The following is a 19,012-nucleotide window of genomic DNA, read 5'->3' on the forward strand; positions in this document are numbered from 1 at the left end:
ATGAAGCTGATCGACTATTTGAAACAACACTTCCTGACGCGCGAGCAGCTGCTGGCGCGCACCGGCATCGATGAGGACCGCCTGCAGGAGTGGCAGGCGCTCGGCATGATGCCGCGCCCCTCCTACCGCCTGCGCCTGGACCTGGCCTGCGGCTCCTTCTTCGGCCAGCACGAGGAAAGCCACCGCATCGACTGGTATGCGCAAGGCTATGTGGCCTGGGCCGGTCTGCTGGCGGCGCTGGACGGTCCGCGCGAGGCCTACGCGGTGTTCGCGCAGCGCTACCGGCGGCGCCTTGCGAACCTGGCTGTGGACAAGCGGGTCACGTATCCACAGGCGCTGGCGGCCGACACCCACATCGAAGCCGAATGGCGGCACTTCCTGGACGGGACCTATGGTTTGTGCACACGTTCGGGACTGCCGGAAGACATCGCCGCCAAGGAAGCGGCCATCGTGCTGATCCGCGCCCTGACGGCATCGGGCGCGCCGCAGGGGCTGAAGGAAGAGGAGCGAGACAGGCTGGCGGCCGCGGTCGAGCTGCTCGACCGCGCTTCCTCTCCCTTCGCCCCGCACGAGGTGAAACGCAGCTCGCGCCGGCGCTACGTGGACGAAATCCGCGCGGCCTGGCTGCGCTAGGCAATCAAGTAGGGATCAGCCGCCCAGCGCCTGCTCGATCCTGGCTACCAGCGCCGGATCCTGCGGCGTGACCTTGCTCGGGAAGTAGTCGAGTACCTTGCCGTTACGGTCGATCAGGTACTTATTGAAATTCCATTTCGGCTGGTTGCCGGTGGCCTTGATCAGGTCGACGTACAGGGGATTGGCAGCGGCGCCCGTCACCGGGGTGGTGGCGAACATCGGGAACTTCACGCCATAGGTGTTGTAGCAGAGGTCGGCGATCTTCTTGGCGTCCTCGGACTCCTGCTTGAAATCGTTCGAGGGGAAGCCCAGCACCACCAGGCCGCGCGCGGCGTACTTGGCGTACAGCGCTTCCAGGCCTTCGTATTGCGGGGTAAAGCCGCAGTAGCTGGCCGTGTTCACCACCAGCACCACCTTGCCGCTGTACTGGCACAGGTCCTGCGGCGCCTCGTCCTGCAGGCGTTTGAAGGTGTGCTTCAGCACGGCCGGGCAGGATGCCGCGGCGGCAGCCGGCACCGGCGCGGCGGACGCGCTCTGGGCCAGGGCAGGCGTGGTGGCGGCGAGCGCGGCGCCGAGGGAAAGCAGCAGAGCGGTAGTCTTGAACATGGCGGCGAAGGTCAGGGGTTAAAGAAATGCCATTCTATTCCACCTTGACCTTGTCGAGGTCGGCCTTCGGCGCCGGCCACGCCAGCTTCATGCCTTGCATGGTCTCCAGCAGCAGGTGGGCGACGATCAGGTTGCGGTGGGTCTTGGAGTCGGCCGGCACGATGTACCAGGGCGCGTGGTTGGCGTCGGTCGCAGCGATCGCATCCTCGTAGGCGCGCTGGTAGTCGTCCCAGCGTTCGCGCGCGACCAGGTCGGCGGGGTCGAACTTCCAGTGCTTTTCCGGATCGTCCAGGCGCTCCTGCAGGCGCTTCTTCTGCTCGTCCTTCGAGATGTGCAGGAAGACTTTGATGATCGTGGTGCCGGTCTCAAACAGCATGCGCTCGAAGTCGCGGATGTGGGCCAGGCGGCGCCTGGTCTCCTTGCCGTCGATATCGCCCAGCACGCGCGGCACCAGCACGTCCTCGTAGTGGCTGCGGTTGAAGACCGCGATCTGGCCGGCGCCCGGCACATGCGCATGGATGCGCCACAGGAAGTCGTGAGCCCGTTCACGTTCGGTCGGGGCGGTGAAGCCGGTGGCCTGCAGGCCCATCGGGCTGATCTGCGACTGCGAGAACAGCGCCCGCGTGGTGCCGTCCTTGCCGGAGGTGTCCATGCCCTGCAGGATCAGCAGCAGCTTCTGCTTGTGGCTGGCGAACAGCATTTCCTGGAAGTGGGCAACTTGGCCGATCAGCTCGCTAGTGAGCGATCGCTCGCGCTGCTTGGTGCCGCCGTTCTTCTCCCCGTTCTTTTCGCGCAAGGGCGTCAGGCCGGCGTCCTCGTCGCGCAGCTCGAGCTTCTTGGGCGCGCGGAAGCGCTCGCGGGCGTTCATGCCTGCACGCCGAGCTTGCGGTGCTCGACCAGCATGCAATGGTTCATGACGACGTCCAGGCCGGCCGCGCGCGCCAGGTCGGCCGCCACCTGGTTCTCGATCCCGAGCTGCATCCACAGGGCGCCGGCGCGCACGTGGATGGCGTCCTTGGCCACCGGCGGCACGTCTTCGGCCTTGCGGAAGACATCGACCACGTCGATGCGGCGGCCATCCTTCGCCAGCGCGTCGGCGGCTTCCTGCAGGGTGGCGTAGACGCTGCGGCCGAGGATTTCCTGGCCGGCGTAGGCCGGGTTCACCGGCAGGATCTCGTAGCCTTGCGACTGCAGATAGTCGGCCACCTCGTAGCTGGCGCGCTCGGGCTTGTTCGACATGCCGACCACGGCCACGGTCTTGGCGGACTTCAGGATTTGTTCGATGGTTCGCATGCTGGGCTCGCTATGTTATGGTCACGTCTAGCTTATCAGCTTTGTAACGCGCCACGGCGCATGAAACCTCTTCCATGACGATCCGACCTTCCTCCGCCTTGGCGCTCGCTCTCTCCCTGCTGCTGTTCGCCGCCGTTCCCGCTTCGGCCCAGTCCCTCGCCGACGTCGAACGAAGCATCGTCCCCGTGTCCGCCTGGGGCGGCACCCCGGCCGATCCCGCACTGGCGCATCGCCAGACGATCACCCACATCACCCTGCACCACCAGGGCGAGACCTACAAGCCGGGCACCGATCCGCAGCAGTACCTGCGCAACCTGCAAAAATGGTCGCGCGGGACCAAGCACTGGCTGGACATCCCCTACCACTACATCATCGACCTCGACGGCAAGATCTTCGAAGGCCGCAAGATCGACTACGCCGGCGACACCAATACCGAATACGACCCGACCGGGCACGCGCTGATCGAGGTGGTCGGGAATTTCGAGGAAGTCGAGCCGAACCAGCAGCAGCTGGATGCCGTCGTACGGCTCATGGCGCTGCTGGCGAAGAAATACGATGTGGGCCTGGATCACATCGCCAGCCACCGCGATTTTTCGAAGCAGACGGTCTGCCCCGGCGCCAACCTGTACCGCTACGTACAGGATGGCTATTTCAGGCACAAGGTGGCGTTGCGGCTGGCGCAGGAACAAAAATAGAAGCGGGCTGCAGCAGCAGCCACGATCACGGCAGCTTCACACCCTTGAGTTCGCGCCCGCCCTGGGCCAGCACGATCTGCCCCGGGTTGGCGTCGTCGAAGCGCAGTTCCGCATCCACGGTATTCGAAAAGAAGGTCTTGTCGTTCAGCGCGAACACTTCGACCTTGCCCTGGCCGCTGGCCTGGGTCCAGTAGCGGTCGCCATCGCGGGTGAGCTCGATTACGAAGGTCGGCGCCAGTTGGTAGCGGCCGGCGACGGCGTCGAACTTCGCATGGTCGATCCTGACCGCGACGCGCGGCGGCGGCGCATCGCCGATGCGCGCGCTGATCTGGTCAGAGGTCGGGTTGTGCACTATCAGCTGGCTCGCCTTGCCCTGGGCATCGGGGCTGAACTCGAAGGTTTGCAGCGTATCCGGGATGAAGAAGCCGGTCTCGGAATAGGCTTGCAGCGTCACCGGAGGCCGGCCCGCACGCTGCAGCACCAGGCGCTCGCCGTCGCGGCGCACGGTGCGGGTGTCGTTCCCCTCGACGCGGTACACGCCGGTATAGGCATCCAGCACTTTCGGATCGAGCTTGAGCTCCTTGTAGTCCGGGAAGGGCTTGCCGATCGCGATCGCGGCCGCTTTATATGCTGCCTCGCCGGCCGACGCCAGGCCGGAATCGGCGTTGCTCAGCACCGCCACGTACAGCTTCTCGGCCGGCAGGCGCAGCGCGAAGCTGTTGAAACCGGGGATGCCGCCGCCGTGACCGATCATCTGCGCGCCGCGCAGCTTGCCGGTCTCCCAGCCGTAGCCATAACCGGTGCTGCTGCCCGTGCTCAGGGTATAGGGCGTGAAGGCGCGCTGCCAGCTTCCGGCTTTCAACAGCTTGCCGCTGCTGACGGCGGCATCCCAGCGCGCCAGGTCATCGACGGTCGACACCAGCGAGCCGGCCGCATAGGGTTGGCTCATGCTGATCGGCTTCGATAGCTGGAAGCCACCCGGTGCGCCGGAATAGCCTTGCGCACGCGGGATCCTGTCGCGCTCGCGGCCTTCGTAAGCGCTGCGCTGCATCCCCAGCGGCACGAAGATACGCTCCTCGAGGAACTTGTCGTAGGTTTTGCCGGACACCTTCTCGATGATGGCACCTAGCAGGAAATAGCCTGAGTTGTTGTACTTGTAGCGCGAGCCCGGGGCGAAGTCCAGCGGGTCGTTCTTGAAGCTGTCGACCATCTGCTGCACCGTCAGGTCCTTTTGCATGGCCAGCGAATAGCCCGGCTTGCCGGTATAGCTGACGATGCCCGAAGTATGGGTCAGCAGGTGCTCGATGGTGATTTTCTTGCCCTGGGTCGGGTAGTCCGGCAGGTAGACCGTGATGTCGTCGTCCAGCTTGATCTTGCCTTCGTCGACCAGCATCAGGATTCCGGTCGAGGTGAACTGCTTGGTGATGGAGCCGAGACGCATCGGCGTGTCCGGCGCCAATGGCAGCTTGCGCTCGACGTCGGCCAGGCCATAAGCCTTGCGCAGGATGGTCTTGCCGTCCTTGACCACGATGACGGTGGCGCCCGGTGCATCGGCTTGATAGGTCGCGGCCAGCACCTGGTCGATGCGCGCGGCGACATCCTTGCTGGATGCCGGCGCGGCGTGGACCAGCGGCGCCATCATCAGAACGGCAATGGCGGCGCAGACGGGGGACGGCTTGAACATGGTGGCTCCTTCTCTCTCGGTTGTTATGGTCGAGACAAGATAGGCGCTGTCAGTACAGGCGGCAATGCGTTTACGACGATCGGGAAATGGCGCCGATGAGCGGTGGCATCAAGGGGATGAGCGGCGCCGGATCAGGGCCCGTAGGGTGGGCACGCTGTGCCCACGAATGTACTGAGACAAGATCTTAGTGGGTCAGGTAATACAGAGCCTTGCCCAGCTTTTCGCCCATATATTCGGCCTGCATGAAGAGCAGCATCAAGACCATCCCGATGACGAGCATACGGCCTTCACGCGGGAGCCGCTGGTAATAGCGGCCAAGGTAACGCACGGTGCGGGCGAACTGGTAATCCACTGGCAGCTCCTTTTCGATAAACATCTTGCAAGAACACCAGTTTCTACACAGACGCCCATTAAGTCAATGCCCCCGGATAACTCAGGCGGTCGCGTCGCGGTGCGGCAAACGCCAGTCCTTGCGGACGAAGTGGCAGGTATAGCCGTTCGGATGCCTGACCAGGTAATCCTGGTGTTCCGGTTCCGCTTCCCAGAACGGGCCGGCGGGTTTCAGTTCGGTCACGACCTTGCCGGGCCAGAGGCCGGAGGCGTCGACGTCCTGGATCGTGTCCAGCGCAACCGCCTTCTGTTCGTCACTGGTATAGAAGATCGCCGAGCGGTAGCTGGCGCCGATATCGTTGCCCTGGCGGTTGGCTGTGCTGGGGTCGTGGATCTGGAAGAAGAATTCGAGCAGCTGCCGGTAGCCGATCCGGTCCGGATCGAACACGATCTCGATCGCCTCGGCGTGGGTGCCGTGATTGCGGTAGGTGGCGTTCGGCACGTCGCCGCCGGAATAGCCGACCCGGGTCGACAGCACGCCCGGCATCTTCCGGATCAGGTCCTGCATGCCCCAGAAGCAGCCGCCGGCGAGGATTGCGGTTTCTTGTTTCATGGTCCGTCCTTTCAAGCCATCGTTGTAGTCCACGCTATATAAGGCCGAGACGCCGTATTTCCAGAACGGCCAGGCAATAAAAAAGGCAGCCCGCAGGCTGCCTTCTTTTTCATCACAAGATAAACGCTGAGATCAGCGGCCCTTGTGACGCAGCTTGGCGATGGCCGCCAGCTGGGCGATCGCGGCCGCCAGTTCGGCTTGCGCCTTGGCGTAGTCGATCTGGGATTCCTTGTTCAGCATCAGCTCTTCAGCCATGCGCTTGGCTTCCTGGGCTTTCGCCTCGTCCAGGTCGGCGCCGCGGATCGCGGTGTCGGCCAGGACGGTCACGCCTTTCGGCTGGACTTCCAGGATGCCGCCGGCCACGAAGACGAACTCTTCTTCGGTACGGCCCGGCACGGTGATGCGCACGGCGCCCGGACGGATGCGCGTGATCAAGGGGGTGTGCATCGGGTAGATACCCAGCTCACCCGATTCACCCGGCAACGCGACGAACTCGGCTTCGCCCGAAAAGATCTGCTCTTCGGCCGAGACGACGTCTACGTGAATAGTGTTTGCCATAAGTGTCCTTTGAAGTTGGCTTGATTAAGCAGCCAGCTTCTTGGCCTTCTCGATCGCTTCTTCGATGGTGCCGACCATGTAGAACGCCTGCTCCGGCAGGTGGTCCAGTTCGCCCGACGCGATCATCTTGAAGCCCTTGATCGTGTCTTTCAGCGAAACGTACTTGCCCGGTGCGCCGGTGAAGACTTCAGCGACGTGGAACGGCTGCGACAGGAAACGCTGCATCTTGCGAGCGCGTGCGACGACCAGCTTGTCTTCCGGCGCCAGTTCGTCCATGCCCAGAATTGCGATGATGTCACGCAGTTCCTTGTAGCGCTGCAGGGTGCCCTGCACGGCGCGCGCGGTGGCGTAGTGCTCTTCACCGACGACCAGCGGGTCCAGCTGGCGCGAGGTCGAGTCCAGCGGATCCACTGCCGGGTAGATACCCAGCGAAGCGATGTCACGCGACAGAACGACGGTCGAGTCCAGGTGGGCGAAGGTAGTTGCCGGCGACGGGTCGGTCAAGTCATCCGCAGGGACGTACACGGCCTGGATCGAGGTGATCGAACCGGTCTTGGTCGAGGTGATGCGCTCTTGCAGGCGGCCCATTTCTTCGGCCAGGGTCGGCTGGTAGCCCACTGCCGACGGCATACGGCCCAGCAGTGCCGAGACTTCGGTACCGGCCAGGGTGTAGCGATAGATGTTGTCGACGAAGAACAGAACGTCTTTACCCTCATCACGGAAGGCTTCGGCCATGGTCAGGCCGGTCAGCGCGACGCGCAGACGGTTGCCCGGCGGTTCGTTCATCTGGCCGTAGACCATCGCGACCTTCGAGTTGCCCAGGTTGTCCAGATCGACGACCTTGGCATCGGCCATTTCGTGGTAGAAGTCGTTACCTTCACGGGTACGCTCACCCACGCCGGCGAACACGGACAGACCCGAGTGCGCTTTAGCGATGTTGTTGATCAGTTCCATCATGTTGACGGTTTTACCCACGCCGGCGCCGCCGAACAGGCCGACTTTACCGCCTTTGGCGAACGGGCAGACCAGGTCGATCACCTTGATGCCGGTTTCCAGCAGGTCCTGCGACGGCGACAGCTCGTCGTACACCGGGGCGGTGCGGTGGATCGATGCGGTGGTCTCGGCGTTGACCGGACCGCGCTCGTCGATCGGGTTGCCCAGCACGTCCATGATACGGCCCAGGGTAGCGTTACCAACCGGCACCATGATCGGCTTGCCGGTGTTCTGGATGGTCATGCCGCGACGCAGGCCTTCCGAGCTGCCCAGTGCAATGGTACGGACGATGCCGTCACCCAGCTGCTGCTGGACTTCCAGGGTCAGTTCCGAGCCTTCCATTTTCAGTGCGTCGTACACCTTCGGCATTGCGTTACGCGGGAATTCCACGTCAACCACGGCGCCGATACACTGAACGATTTTGCCATCAGCCATGTTCGTTCCTTCAGATATAGTTTTAATGTCGTTTCGTAAGATCGCTTGTTCGGCTTAGCTGCCGCATTTAAGCGCTAATTGCAGCCGCGCCCGAGACGATCTCGGAGAGTTCTTTCGTGATCGCTGCCTGGCGGGTCTTGTTGTAGACCAGCTTCAGCTCGCCGATGACGTTGCCCGCGTTGTCGGTTGCGGCTTTCATTGCCACCATGCGCGCCGACTGCTCGGACGCCAGGTTCTCGGCCACCGACTGGTAGATCAGCGCTTCGACGTAGCGCATCAGCAGCTCGTCGATGACGACTTGCGCTTCCGGCTCGTAGATGTAGTCCCACGAGTGGGCGCCTTCATCCGCCTTCAGGTGCCCGGCCGGCAGCGGGAGCAATTGCTCGACCACCGGTTCCTGGCGCATGGTGTTGATGAACTTGGTGTAGCACAGGTACACCGCGTCCAGCTGACCATCCTGGTAAGCGTCGAGCATGACCTTGATCGGGCCGATCAGCTTGTCCAGGTGCGGGGTGTCGCCGATTTGCGTGACACTCGAAACGACCTTCACGCCGATGCGGTTCAGGAAGCCCAGACCTTTGTTGCCGATTGCAACGACTTCAATGCGATTGCCCGCGGCTTCCAGCTCGCGGGTCTTCTGCGTCACCTGGCGCAGCACGTTGGTGTTCATGCCGCCGCACAGACCCTTGTCGGTCGTGACGACGATGAAGCCGACGGCTTTCGCTTTCGTGTCCTTGGCATTCGCCATGAACGCGTGGGTGTACTCCGGGTTCGCAGTGGCGAGGTTGGCCGTGATGTTGCGGACCTTCTCGCTGTAGGGACGGGCGGCGCGCATCCGGTCCTGCGCCTTGCGCATCTTGGACGCGGCGACCATTTCCATCGCCTTGGTGATCTTCTTCGTATTTTCTACGCTTTTGATCTTGCCACGTATCTCTTTGCCTGCTGCCATGAGCCCTTACTCCTTATAGGGACCGGGTTGCCCCGGCCCCGCATTCCATCAGATAGCCGCGCTTAGAACGACTTCTTGAAGTCGGCGATGGCGGCGGCCAGCGCTGCTTCGCCGTCCTTGTCCAGGGCTTTGCTGTCGTCGATCTTCGACAGCAGCGCGCCGTGGCTGGACTTCAGGAAGTTGTGCAGACCGGCTTCGAAATCCAGCACGCGCTTGACTTCGATATCGTCGAAATAGCCCTTGTTGACGGCGAACAGCGAAGCGGCCATCAGCGAGATCGGCAGCGGCGAGTACTGCTTCTGCTTCAGCAGTTCGGTCACGCGCGCACCGCGGTCCAGCTGCTTGCGGGTCGACTCGTCCAGGTCCGATGCGAACTGCGCGAACGCAGCCAGCTCACGGTACTGCGCCAGGTCGGTACGGATACCGCCGGACAGGCCCTTGATGACCTTGGTCTGGGCGGCGCCACCGACGCGCGACACCGAGATACCGGCGTTGATCGCAGGACGGATACCGGCGTTGAACAGCGAGGTCTCCAGAAAGATCTGGCCGTCGGTAATCGAAATCACGTTGGTCGGCACGAAGGCCGAGACGTCGCCTGCCTGGGTTTCGATGATCGGCAGTGCGGTCAGCGAACCGGTCTTGCCGGTGACGGCGCCGTTGGTGAAGGCGGACACGTAGTCGGCGTTCACGCGAGCGGCACGCTCCAGCAGGCGGCTGTGCAGGTAGAACACGTCGCCCGGGTAAGCTTCGCGGCCCGGCGGACGGCGCAGCAGCAGCGAGATCTGGCGGTAAGCGACAGCCTGCTTCGACAGGTCGTCGTACACGATCAGCGCGTCTTCGCCGCGGTCGCGGAAGTATTCGCCCATCGCGCAGCCAGAGTAGGCCGAGATGTACTGCATTGCAGCCGATTCCGAAGCGGAAGCGGCGACGACGATCGTGTACTCCATCGCGCCATGCTCTTCCAGCGAGCGCACGATGTTCTTGATGGTCGAGGCCTTCTGGCCGATCGCCACGTACACGCAGGTCATGTTCTGACCCTTCTGGTTGATGATCGCGTCGACAGCAACAGCCGATTTACCGGTCTGGCGGTCGCCGATGATCAGCTCGCGCTGGCCACGGCCGATCGGCACCATCGCGTCGATCGACTTGATACCGGTCTGCATCGGCTGCGAGACGGATTCACGCGCGATCACGCCCGGGGCGATCTTTTCGATCGGGGCGGTCAGGGCGGCGTTGATCGGCCCCTTGCCGTCGATCGGCTGGCCCAGTGCGTTGACGACGCGGCCACGCAGTTCCGGACCGACCGGGACTTCCAGGATGCGGCCGGTGGTCTTGACGGTGTCGCCTTCCGAGATGTGCTCGTAAGCACCCAGAATCACGGCGCCGACCGAGTCACGCTCGAGGTTCATCGCCAGACCGAAGGTGTTACCCGGGAATTCCAGCATCTCGCCCTGCATCACGTCCGACAGACCATGGATGCGGCAGATACCGTCGGCGACGGAGATCACCGTGCCTTGGTTACGAACATCAGCCGAACCTTCGAGGCCCTGGATGCGGCTCTTGATCAGTTCGCTGATTTCAGACGAATTAAGTTGCATGAGTGCTAACTCCTAATAGTTTCTTGATGCGTAGGGCAAGGGCTTGGACGCGGTAGACGGTGCCAGGAACCTCAGGCTACCAGCGCGTTGTGCATTTGCTGCAGCTTCGCGCGGACCGAGGTATCCAGCACTTCGTCACCGACGACCACGCGCACACCACCAATCAGCGACGGATCGACTTCGACCGTGGGGTTGAGCTTGCGGCCAAATTTCTTTTCCAGCGCGGCGGCCAGCGCATTCACCTGGTCAGCCGACATCTCGAAGGCACTGTAGACGGTGGCGTCGGCGGCGCCGGCGGATGCGTTCTTCAGCTGGGTGAACTGCGCCGCGATTTCCGGCAGCAGGTTGATGCGGCCATTCTCGGACAGCATCGCGATGAAGTTCTTCGCTTCAGGGCTCAGGGGCGACTTGACCAGCGACGCAATCGTCTCGGCCAGCTGGGCCGGCGTGACGTTCGGATTGCCGGCAAAAGCCTGCATGTCCGGATTGGCGCCGATTTGCGCCAGTTCCGAGACGATGCCGGACCAGGCCGCCATGTCGCCATTCTGGGCGACACGGAACAGCGCTTCGGCGTAAGGGCGGGCGACGGTTGCGAACTCAGCCATGATCAGAGCTCGGTCGACAGGCGGTTCAGCAGGTCGGCGTGGGCCGCTGCGTTCACTTCGCGCTTGAGGATCTGCTCGGCGCCGGCAACAGCCAGGGCAGCCACTTGGCCGCGCAGTTCTTCGCGGGCACGGGTCACCTGCTGCTCGGCGTCGGCGCGGGCGCCTTCGACGATGCGTGCGGCTTCCACGGAGGCGGTCTGCTTGGCTTCTTCGATGATCGCTGCAGCACGCTTTTCAGCGTCGGCGATGCGCTTGGCGCTTTCTTCGCGGGTCGACGCCAGTTCGGCGGCGATGCGTTTTTCGGCGGCAGCCATTTCTGCCTTGCCACGGTCGGCAGCGGCCAGGCCGTTCGCGATCCTCTCGGAGCGCTCGTCGAGCGCTTTCATCAGCGGCGGCCACACGAATTTCATCGTGAAGAACACCAGGATGAAGAAGACCACGAACTGGGCAAACAGAGTTGCGTTCAAGTTCACGGTAAATTCCTTCTCACAAAAACGGATGCCGAACCGTGGAGGTTCGGCTGTTCAAAACCGAATGGTGTTTCGATTAGGCGTGGAACGGATTTGCGAATGCGAACAGCATTGCGATACCGACACCGATCAGGAATGCCGCGTCGATCAGACCAGCCAGCAGGAACATCTTGGTCTGCAGGGTGTTCATCAGTTCAGGCTGACGTGCCGAAGCTTCCAGGTACTTGCCGCCCATCAGAGCGATACCGATACATGCGCCGATAGCGCCCAGGCCGATGATCAGACCGCAAGCCAGTGCAACGTAAGAATAGTCAGTCATTACAATACTCCAAAAGTAAAATTAAAAAACTAGAAAATTTACAACTTCTTTACTACCACTATCTTGTTCGTTCTTGCGACGCGTCGGTCAGTGGCTCTCGTGGGCCTGACCGATATAGACCAACGTCAGCATCATGAAGATGAATGCCTGCAGGACAACGATCAGGATGTGGAAGATCGCCCAGATCGAGCCGGCAACCACGTGGCCGATAAAGCCGAAGGCAGTGGCCATGGAGCCGAGCAGAGCAATCAACAGGAACAACAGCTCGCCGGCGTACATGTTGCCGAACAGTCGCATGCCGAGCGACACGGTGCGTGCTGCGTATTCGATCAGGTTCAGCAGGAAGTTGGCCGGTGCCAGCCAGATGCCGAACGGCGCCGCGAACAGTTCATGGATCCAGCCGCCCACGCCTTTGACCTTCAGGTTGTAGAACAGAACCACGGCCAGCACGCCCAGGGCGATACCCATGGTGCCGTTCAGGTCGGCGGTCGGGACCACGCGGTGGGTCGGGAACAGGTGCTCGACGCCCAGCAGGTGGAACAGCGACGAGAACAGGTCGACCGGCAGGAAGTCCAGCGAGTTCATCAGCAGAACCCAGACGAACACGGTCAGGGCCAGCGGGGCGATAAAGCTGCGATCGCCGTGGATAATGGCTTTCGACTGGTCTTCGACCATTTCGACGATCATTTCGACGAAGGCCTGGAAACGGCCCGGCACACCCGAGGTGGCGCGGCGCGCGGCCAGCCACATGATCAGGCAGCCGAGTACACCGGCGAAGATCGACCAGAAGATCGTGTCGAGGTTCCACACATGGAAATCGACCACGAAACTCTGATGGCCGGCGGTCAGGTGGTGGAGGTGGTGCTGGATGTATTCGCCGGCGGTTGGCGCATGCTCCGCGGCGGTTTCTACCGTTGGACTCGTCATTGTGAATGCCTAAATAATAAGATGATGTAACTTTTTAGCGCCACGATGAACCCGCCTATCAGGGCGAACCAATTCAGATCGTGGTAGAGCCGCGCCGTCACAAACAGCAGCGCCAGCGTCAAAGCAATCTTTACAAATTCCCAGATGAAAAATGTGGCAGGGTTCGCGCCGCCCGGCTTCTGCGTGCCAGCGAACAGGCGCATGGCCATGACACCGTTGGGAACGACACAACACAAGCCACCCAATACCGCGGAAAACATCGCAGACCACCCCCCGATCAGTCCGGCGATGAGGCCGGCCACGATCGTTGCCATCATTTGCAGGGAGACCAGGCGCAGCATTTTTCTTGTTCTTTCGCGCTAGCCAGGGTGGAACCGAGTTACGGTATGGTAATTACATGAATCAGCGGGATTATAAGGGCTTATGAACGCGGTAGTCAAACTCTTCCGTCCTTATATCGCAGGCTGGACGATGTAAAAACGACAAAGGATTTTCGGCCGAAACTGTTAAATTTCCTACGAAAATCCTCGTATTCGCAGCAACACAATGGGATCTCGCAGCGCACGCAGTGTGCATAGACGGAGCACGCCGGGGGAGTTGGGGCGGGATGCACTGTGGACAAGTTACCACTTACCCACAGCCGTGAAGCAGTGTTACTTCAGCCGCGCAGGCGCGCCAGCACGCTCTCGAGCACGTCGAGATCAGCGAAGTCGATGATCATCTGGCCCTTGCCCTTGTTACCCATCTTGAACACGACCGGGGTGGCCAGGCGGTCCGATAGTTCCTCTTCCAGGCGCACGATGTCGCCCGACTTTTCCTTCTGGCGCGTGGTGGCCGCCGGTGCGTTCTGCTCCTCCAGCGTGCGGGCCACCAGTTTTTCCGTCTCGCGCACCGACAGGCGTTTCGCGATCACCTGGTTCGCCAGCGTGATCTGGCTGGCGGCGTCGACCGCCAGCAGGGCGCGCGCATGGCCCATGTCGATATCCCCTGCCATCAGCATGGTCTGCACCGGCTGGGCCAGGTTTACCAGGCGCAGCAGGTTGGACACCGCGCTGCGCGAACGGCCGACCGCATTCGCCGCCTGTTCGTGGGTGAAGTCGAATTCCGAGATCAGGCGCGCGATGCCCTGCGCTTCTTCGAGCGGGTTCAGGTCTTCGCGCTGGATGTTCTCGATCAGGGCCATCGCGGCCGCGTTCTGGTCATCGACCTCGCGCACCAGCACCGGAATCTCTTCGAGGCCGGCCAGCTGGGCGGCGCGGAAGCGGCGTTCGCCGGCGATGATTTCGTAGCCGACCTCACCGGCACCGGTAATCGGACGCACCAGCACCGGCTGCATGATGCCCTGGCTCTTGATCGAGGCAGCGAGTTCCGACAGCGAACCGTCGTCCATGCGCGTGCGCGGCTGGTACTTGCCGGCCTGGATGCGGGTCACCGCCAGGGTCGATGGGCTGCCGGCGGGCGTGGCCGGGGTGTCGTGGGCGTCGCCGCCGAGCAGGGCGTCGAGGCCGCGGCCGAGTCCCTTCAGTTTTTTCGTTGCCATGGTGTTGGACTGATTTGTTATGTGTGTGGATTACATGGTCTTGATGCGCTCGACCATCTCGGCGCCGAAGGCGATGTACGCCTGCGCGCCTTTCGACGAAGGATCGAACACCACGCCCGGGATGCCGTACGAGGGCGCTTCGGCCAGGCGCACGTTGCGCGGGATGATGGTCTTGAAGACCTTGTCGCCGAAGTGCTGCTCGAGCTGGGCCGAGACTTGCTGCGACAGGGTCATGCGCGGATCGAACATCACGCGCAGCAGGCCGATGATGCGCAGGTCGTGGTTCAGGTTGGCGTGCACCTTCTTGATCGTGTTGACCAGGTCGGACAAGCCTTCCAGCGCGTAGTACTCGCACTGCATCGGGATGATCACACCGTGCGCGCACACCAGGCCGTTCAGGGTCAGCATCGACAGCGCGGGCGGGCAGTCGATCAGGATGAAATCGTAGTCGGCATCGACCTTGGCGAGGGCTTCCTTCAGGCGGCGTTCGCGGTTGTCCAGCTCGACCATCTCGACTTCGGCGCCGGCCAGCTCGCGATTCGCCGGCAGCACGTCGAAGCGCCCCGCTTCGCTGCGCAGGCGCGCGGCGGCGACGTCGGCCTCGCCCAGCAGCACCTGGTAGATCGAAGAGGCCAGCCCGGCCTTGTTGATGCCGGCGCCCATGGTGGCGTTGCCCTGCGGGTCGAGGTCGACCAGCAGCACGCGCTGGTTCAGCTTGGCCAGCCCGGCGGACAGGTTGACGCTGGTGGTGGTCTTGCCGACCCCGCCCTTCTGGTTTGCTACGCAAAAAATTTTCGCCATGTATGCCTTTATAAAGCCATACCGTTAATACCATTAAAACGATTTATACTGTTTACTCGGTAATACGGTATGAACTGTTTATATCGTTTAGCCTGTTGCGCTGTTATTCTGACTTCTGGCGCATTTTCTCAATATGAACCAGGTGGCGTTCCGCTCCCAGCCTGGGCACCTGCAGGGGCTCCACTTTCGTCACCTTCCATTCGGCCGGCAGCCTTTGCTGTTCGTCCTGTGGCGCTGTCCCTTTCAAGGCGATGTAGCGGCCCTGCTCCGCCAGCAGGTGCGAGGACCAGTTGACGAAATCGGACAGGTCGGCAAAGGCGCGCGAGGTGATGACGTCGAATTTGTCGCTTACCGTCAGTTCCTGCACCTTCATGGTATAGATGCTGACGTTGACCAGGCCCAGTTGCGCCTTCACCTGCGTGAGGAAGGCGGTTTTCTTGTGCACGGTGTCGATCATGGACACTTTCATGTCCGGGCGCACCACCGCCAGCACGATGCCGGGCAGGCCACCGCCCGAGCCGACGTCCAGCACGTTCTTCGAGTCTGCGAAGGCCGGCACCGCGGCCAGCGAATCGAGCAGGTGGTGGGTCACCATCTGCATCGGATCGCGCAGCGAGGTCAGGTTGTACACAGAGTTCCACTTGAACATCAGCGCCAAATAATCCAGTAGCTTTTCCTGCTGGGCCGGGGTTACATCGAGCTTCATCTCGGCGATCCCCTCGGCCAGCACTTGCGACAGGGTGTGGCGGTCGAAATTCTTCATTCGGCCAGCTCCTGCTTCGGCTCTTCACCGGTGTTCTCCGTCGGGGTATTGGTAAAACCCTTGGCGCCGCGTTTTTTCAGGTGCACCAGCAGCAGGGAGATCGCCGCCGGGGTCACGCCGGAGATGCGCGAAGCCTGGCCCAGGGTCTCCGGACGCTGCTTATCCAGCTTCTGGCGGACCTCGATCGACAGCGCCACGATCTCCAGGTAGTTCAGGTTTTCCGGCAGTTTCAGGTTTTCGTAGTAGTCGTGACGCTCCACTTCGCGCGCCTGGCGATCGATATAGCCCGAATATTTCAATTGGATCTCGACCTGCTCCTTGACCGCCGGATCTTCCACGCCGGGGCCGGCCAGCGCCTGCCCTTCGTTGCCCTGCATGGTCATCAGCTTGTCGTACTCGACGCCCGGTCGACGCAGCAGATCCGCCAGGTTGTACTCGCGTTCGATGGCCTGGCCGATCACGCGCTCGGATTCGGCAGCCGCCAGGATGCGCGGATTCACCCAGGTCGCACGCAGGCGTTCCAGCTCCAGCGCGACCGATTCGCGCTTGCGCTCGAAGGCTTCCCATTGCGCATCGCCGACCACGCCCAGCTTGCGGCCGATCTCGGTCAGGCGCATGTCGGCATTGTCCTCGCGCAGCGACAGGCGGTATTCCGCCCGGCTGGTGAACATGCGGTAGGGCTCGGCCACGCCCTGGGTGGTGAGGTCGTCGACCAGCACGCCGAGGTAGGCTTCCGAACGTCCCGGGGTCCAGGCTTCCTTGCCCTGGGTCTGCAGCGCGGCGTTGATACCGGCCAGCATGCCCTGCGCCGCCGCTTCTTCGTAGCCGGTGGTGCCGTTGATCTGGCCGGCAAAGAACAGGCCCTGGATGGCCTTGGTTTCCAGCGAAGCTTTCAGGCCGCGCGGGTCGAAATAATCGTATTCGATCGCATAGCCGGGGCGCAGGATGAACGCGTTTTCCAGGCCGCGCATCGAACGCACCAGGGCCAGCTGCACGTCGAAAGGCAGGCTGGTCGAGATCCCGTTCGGGTAGAACTCGTTGGTGGTGAGACCCTCCGGCTCGAGGAAGATCTGGTGCGATTCCTTCGAGGCGAAGCGGTGGATCTTGTCTTCGATCGAGGGGCAGTAGCGCGGGCCGACGCCTTCGATGACGCCGGTGTACATCGGGCTGCGGTCGAGGCCGTTGCGGATGATGTCGTGGGTCTGCGCATTCGTGTGCGTGACCCAGCACGGTACCTGCTTCGGGTGCATGGAAACATTGCCCATGTACGAGAACACCGGCACCGGATCGAGGTCGCCCGGCTGCTCGGTCATGGCCGCGAAATCGATGCTGCGGCCATCGATGCGCGGCGGCGTACCGGTTTTCAGGCGGCCCTGCGGCAGTTTCAATTCCTTCAGGCGCGCGGACAGTGAGACCGCTGCCGGATCGCCGGCGCGGCCGGCCGTGTAGTTCTGCAGGCCGACATGGATCTTCCCGTCAAGGAAAGTACCGGCGGTCAGCACCACGGCGCGGGCGCGGAACTGCAGGCCGATCTGGGTCACGGCGCCAACCACGCGCTCGCCTTCGACCATCAGGTCGTCGACCGACTGCTGGAACAGCCACAAATTCGGCTGGTTTTCCAGGCGCGAACGGATCGCCGCCTTGTACAGGACGCGGTCGGCCTGGGCGCGGGTGGCGCGCACGGCAGGGCCTTTCGACGAGTTCAGGATGCGGAACTGGATGCCGGCTTCGTCGGTGGCGATGGCCATCGCGCCGCCCATGGCGTCGACTTCCTTGACCAGATGGCCCTTGCCGATACCGCCGATCGACGGGTTGCAGGACATCGCCCCGAGGGTTTCGATGTTGTGAGTAAGCAATAGGGTCTTCTGACCCATGCGTGCAGACGCGAGTGCCGCTTCGGTGCCGGCATGGCCGCCGCCGACGACGATCACGTCGAATTCTGTCGGAAATAACATGATGGAATGTGCTGCGAGGAGAGTTAAGCAGGGATTATAGATTCTTTTTTCCGTGCGGCTTCGCTTGCGGGTCGAAAACGACAGAAAATTGTTTCACGTGGAACCAAACAGACGGCTTGCTGGACTGTGAATATGCGGTTGATACTATGCTTTTCCAGCCTGTCTACGAGCTCCCCAGATGATTCGCTATCCTGCCCGTATCGCCCTGCTCTTGTCCGTTTTGCCGATGTCGACGCTTTACGCGGCTGACTCACCGCAGCTGCGTTTCTTTCACAAGGACTGGGAAATTGCCTGCGACAACACGCGTACCTGCCGCGCAGCCGGCTACCAGGACGACGATGCCGAAGCGGGTGTCTCGGTACTGCTGACCCGCGCCGCCGGCGCGAATCAGAACCCGCGTGTGCAGCTGAAGTTGGCAGACACCGGCTCGGCTCCGCCCGACAGCGTGCAGATGCACGTGGCCGGCCGGCGGCTCGGCGCCGTCAAGATCGACGGCGACGCCAAGGGTGAGCTCGACGCAAGCCAGACCGAGGCACTGCTCGCGGCCGTGCTCAAGGATGCACCGATCAGCTGGACGGCGAAAACGGAAAGCTGGAAGCTTTCCACCAAAGGAGCGAATGCGGTCCTGCTGAAAATGGATGAATTCCAGGGACGGCTGGGCACGCCCGGCGCGCTGGTGCGCAAAGGAAGGAAATCGGCATCGTCGGTGGCGCCTGCCCTCCCGCTTCCCGAACTGGTTGCGGCGCCGGTCCGTAGCGACGAGCCCGATCCGCGCCTAGTGCCGGCGAAACAACTGACGGCACTGCTGGCGGAACTGCGCAAGACACTCGGCGACGAAGATGGAAACAGCTGCGAGGGCTTCGACGAGAACGCACGCAGCCCAGCCAAGCTGTCCGCGTACCGCTTGTCTGATTCTCGGCTCCTGGTGTCGCTAGGCTGTTTCATGGCGACCTATAACAGCGGCGACGCTTATTGGGTAACCAACGCGTTGCCGCCGTTTGCCCCAGTAATGGTGACAAACGCCGGCAGCGATTACAGCGAGGGCAGGATCTACGCCATCCAGAAAGGCCGCGGCATGGGTGACTGCATATCGAGCGACACCTGGACCTGGGACGGACAAGGTTTTGTTCACACGTCGTCGATGACGACCGGCATGTGCAAAGGCATTGCAGCGGGCGGGGCCTGGGAGTTGCCAACTCTGGTGGTAAAAGTCAAACAACCGAAATAATGTCCAGCTGTTTCACG

General features: G+C 62.3%; 22 protein-coding genes. 3 read left to right on the plus strand and 19 right to left on the minus strand.

Annotated elements, in window-relative coordinates:
• Positions 1 to 633 (plus strand): DUF6058 family natural product biosynthesis protein, encoded by a 633-nt coding sequence (locus tag LQV39_RS11285; protein WP_230025459.1) that lies wholly within the window; start codon positions 1 to 3, stop codon positions 631 to 633.
• A 15-nt stretch (positions 634 to 648) separates the two neighbouring features.
• On the opposite strand, the gene LQV39_RS11290 is transcribed toward LQV39_RS11285, so the two are convergent.
• The 3 genes from LQV39_RS11290 to LQV39_RS11300 are packed head-to-tail and all read right to left on the minus strand — an operon-like array spanning position 649 to position 2,532.
• Entirely contained in the window at positions 649 to 1,239 is a 591-nt protein-coding gene (locus LQV39_RS11290) for a glutathione peroxidase (protein WP_230025461.1), read from the minus strand.
• A gap of 34 nt (positions 1,240 to 1,273) precedes the next feature.
• Positions 1,274 to 2,107, minus strand: a complete 834-nt coding sequence (locus tag LQV39_RS11295) for a PPK2 family polyphosphate kinase (protein WP_230025463.1) — start codon at positions 2,105 to 2,107, stop codon at positions 1,274 to 1,276.
• On the minus strand, positions 2,104 to 2,532 hold the full coding sequence (locus LQV39_RS11300; protein ID WP_230025465.1) for a CoA-binding protein: 429 nt from the start codon (positions 2,530 to 2,532) through the stop codon (positions 2,104 to 2,106). The genes LQV39_RS11295 and LQV39_RS11300 overlap by 4 nt, the downstream gene beginning before the upstream one ends.
• A gap of 74 nt (positions 2,533 to 2,606) precedes the next feature.
• Here LQV39_RS11300 and LQV39_RS11305 point away from each other — a divergent pair, with 74 nt between their 5' ends.
• The gene (locus tag LQV39_RS11305) at positions 2,607 to 3,227 is read left to right on the plus strand and encodes a peptidoglycan recognition family protein (RefSeq protein ID WP_230025467.1); all 621 of its coding nucleotides are present in this window, start codon (positions 2,607 to 2,609) and stop codon (positions 3,225 to 3,227) included.
• 25 nt (positions 3,228 to 3,252) lie between these two features.
• Here LQV39_RS11305 and LQV39_RS11310 read toward each other — a convergent pair whose 3' ends face one another.
• The 16 genes from LQV39_RS11310 to mnmG form a co-directional block, all read right to left on the minus strand.
• A complete protein-coding gene (locus LQV39_RS11310) occupies positions 3,253 to 4,911 on the minus strand; it encodes a serine hydrolase (protein ID WP_230025468.1) in 1,659 nt (552 codons plus the stop codon).
• A 184-nt stretch (positions 4,912 to 5,095) separates the two neighbouring features.
• Complete coding sequence (locus LQV39_RS11315; RefSeq protein WP_230025470.1) at positions 5,096 to 5,263, minus strand: hypothetical protein; 168 nt, start codon at positions 5,261 to 5,263, stop codon at positions 5,096 to 5,098.
• 81 nt (positions 5,264 to 5,344) lie between these two features.
• Entirely contained in the window at positions 5,345 to 5,854 is a 510-nt protein-coding gene (gene msrA, locus LQV39_RS11320; protein ID WP_230025472.1) for a peptide-methionine (S)-S-oxide reductase MsrA, read from the minus strand.
• 132 nt (positions 5,855 to 5,986) lie between these two features.
• A complete protein-coding gene (locus LQV39_RS11325; RefSeq protein ID WP_230025474.1) occupies positions 5,987 to 6,412 on the minus strand; it encodes a F0F1 ATP synthase subunit epsilon in 426 nt (141 codons plus the stop codon).
• 24 nt (positions 6,413 to 6,436) lie between these two features.
• A complete protein-coding gene (atpD, locus tag LQV39_RS11330; protein WP_230025476.1) occupies positions 6,437 to 7,840 on the minus strand; it encodes a F0F1 ATP synthase subunit beta in 1,404 nt (467 codons plus the stop codon).
• A 67-nt stretch (positions 7,841 to 7,907) separates the two neighbouring features.
• On the minus strand, positions 7,908 to 8,789 hold the full coding sequence (gene atpG / locus LQV39_RS11335) for a F0F1 ATP synthase subunit gamma (RefSeq protein WP_230025479.1): 882 nt from the start codon (positions 8,787 to 8,789) through the stop codon (positions 7,908 to 7,910).
• A gap of 62 nt (positions 8,790 to 8,851) precedes the next feature.
• Positions 8,852 to 10,387, minus strand: a complete 1,536-nt coding sequence (gene atpA / locus LQV39_RS11340; protein ID WP_230025481.1) for a F0F1 ATP synthase subunit alpha — start codon at positions 10,385 to 10,387, stop codon at positions 8,852 to 8,854.
• Between the two features lie 71 nt (positions 10,388 to 10,458).
• A complete protein-coding gene (locus LQV39_RS11345; protein ID WP_230025483.1) occupies positions 10,459 to 10,992 on the minus strand; it encodes a F0F1 ATP synthase subunit delta in 534 nt (177 codons plus the stop codon).
• A 2-nt stretch (positions 10,993 to 10,994) separates the two neighbouring features.
• Entirely contained in the window at positions 10,995 to 11,465 is a 471-nt protein-coding gene (locus LQV39_RS11350; protein WP_230025485.1) for a F0F1 ATP synthase subunit B, read from the minus strand.
• Between the two features lie 73 nt (positions 11,466 to 11,538).
• Positions 11,539 to 11,781 (minus strand): F0F1 ATP synthase subunit C, encoded by a 243-nt coding sequence (gene atpE, locus LQV39_RS11355; RefSeq protein ID WP_056133842.1) that lies wholly within the window; start codon positions 11,779 to 11,781, stop codon positions 11,539 to 11,541.
• Positions 11,782 to 11,868: 87 nt separating this feature from the next.
• Positions 11,869 to 12,708 carry a F0F1 ATP synthase subunit A gene (atpB, locus tag LQV39_RS11360; RefSeq protein ID WP_230025487.1) on the minus strand — a complete coding sequence of 280 codons (840 nt, stop codon included), beginning with the start codon at positions 12,706 to 12,708 and terminating at the stop codon, positions 11,869 to 11,871.
• Positions 12,705 to 13,049 carry an ATP synthase subunit I gene (locus LQV39_RS11365; RefSeq protein ID WP_230025488.1) on the minus strand — a complete coding sequence of 115 codons (345 nt, stop codon included), beginning with the start codon at positions 13,047 to 13,049 and terminating at the stop codon, positions 12,705 to 12,707. The genes atpB and LQV39_RS11365 overlap by 4 nt, the downstream gene beginning before the upstream one ends.
• A 317-nt stretch (positions 13,050 to 13,366) precedes the next feature.
• Positions 13,367 to 14,248 carry a ParB/RepB/Spo0J family partition protein gene (locus LQV39_RS11370; protein ID WP_230025490.1) on the minus strand — a complete coding sequence of 294 codons (882 nt, stop codon included), beginning with the start codon at positions 14,246 to 14,248 and terminating at the stop codon, positions 13,367 to 13,369.
• A 30-nt stretch (positions 14,249 to 14,278) separates the two neighbouring features.
• Positions 14,279 to 15,049, minus strand: coding sequence for a ParA family protein (locus LQV39_RS11375; protein ID WP_230025492.1), 771 nt, complete (start codon positions 15,047 to 15,049; stop codon positions 14,279 to 14,281).
• 103 nt (positions 15,050 to 15,152) lie between these two features.
• Complete coding sequence (rsmG, locus tag LQV39_RS11380) at positions 15,153 to 15,812, minus strand: 16S rRNA (guanine(527)-N(7))-methyltransferase RsmG (protein ID WP_230025494.1); 660 nt, start codon at positions 15,810 to 15,812, stop codon at positions 15,153 to 15,155.
• A complete protein-coding gene (gene mnmG, locus LQV39_RS11385; protein WP_230025496.1) occupies positions 15,809 to 17,767 on the minus strand; it encodes a tRNA uridine-5-carboxymethylaminomethyl(34) synthesis enzyme MnmG in 1,959 nt (652 codons plus the stop codon). Before mnmG ends, rsmG begins: the two co-directional genes overlap by 4 nt.
• A 178-nt stretch (positions 17,768 to 17,945) precedes the next feature.
• Between mnmG and LQV39_RS11390 the strand changes: the two genes are divergently transcribed.
• A complete protein-coding gene (locus tag LQV39_RS11390; RefSeq protein ID WP_230025498.1) occupies positions 17,946 to 18,995 on the plus strand; it encodes a DUF1176 domain-containing protein in 1,050 nt (349 codons plus the stop codon).
• Positions 18,996 to 19,012 lie beyond the last annotated feature (17 nt).

The organism is Massilia sp. Bi118, assembly GCF_918697865.1.
Classification (GTDB): Bacteria; Pseudomonadota; Gammaproteobacteria; order Burkholderiales; family Burkholderiaceae_D; genus Telluria.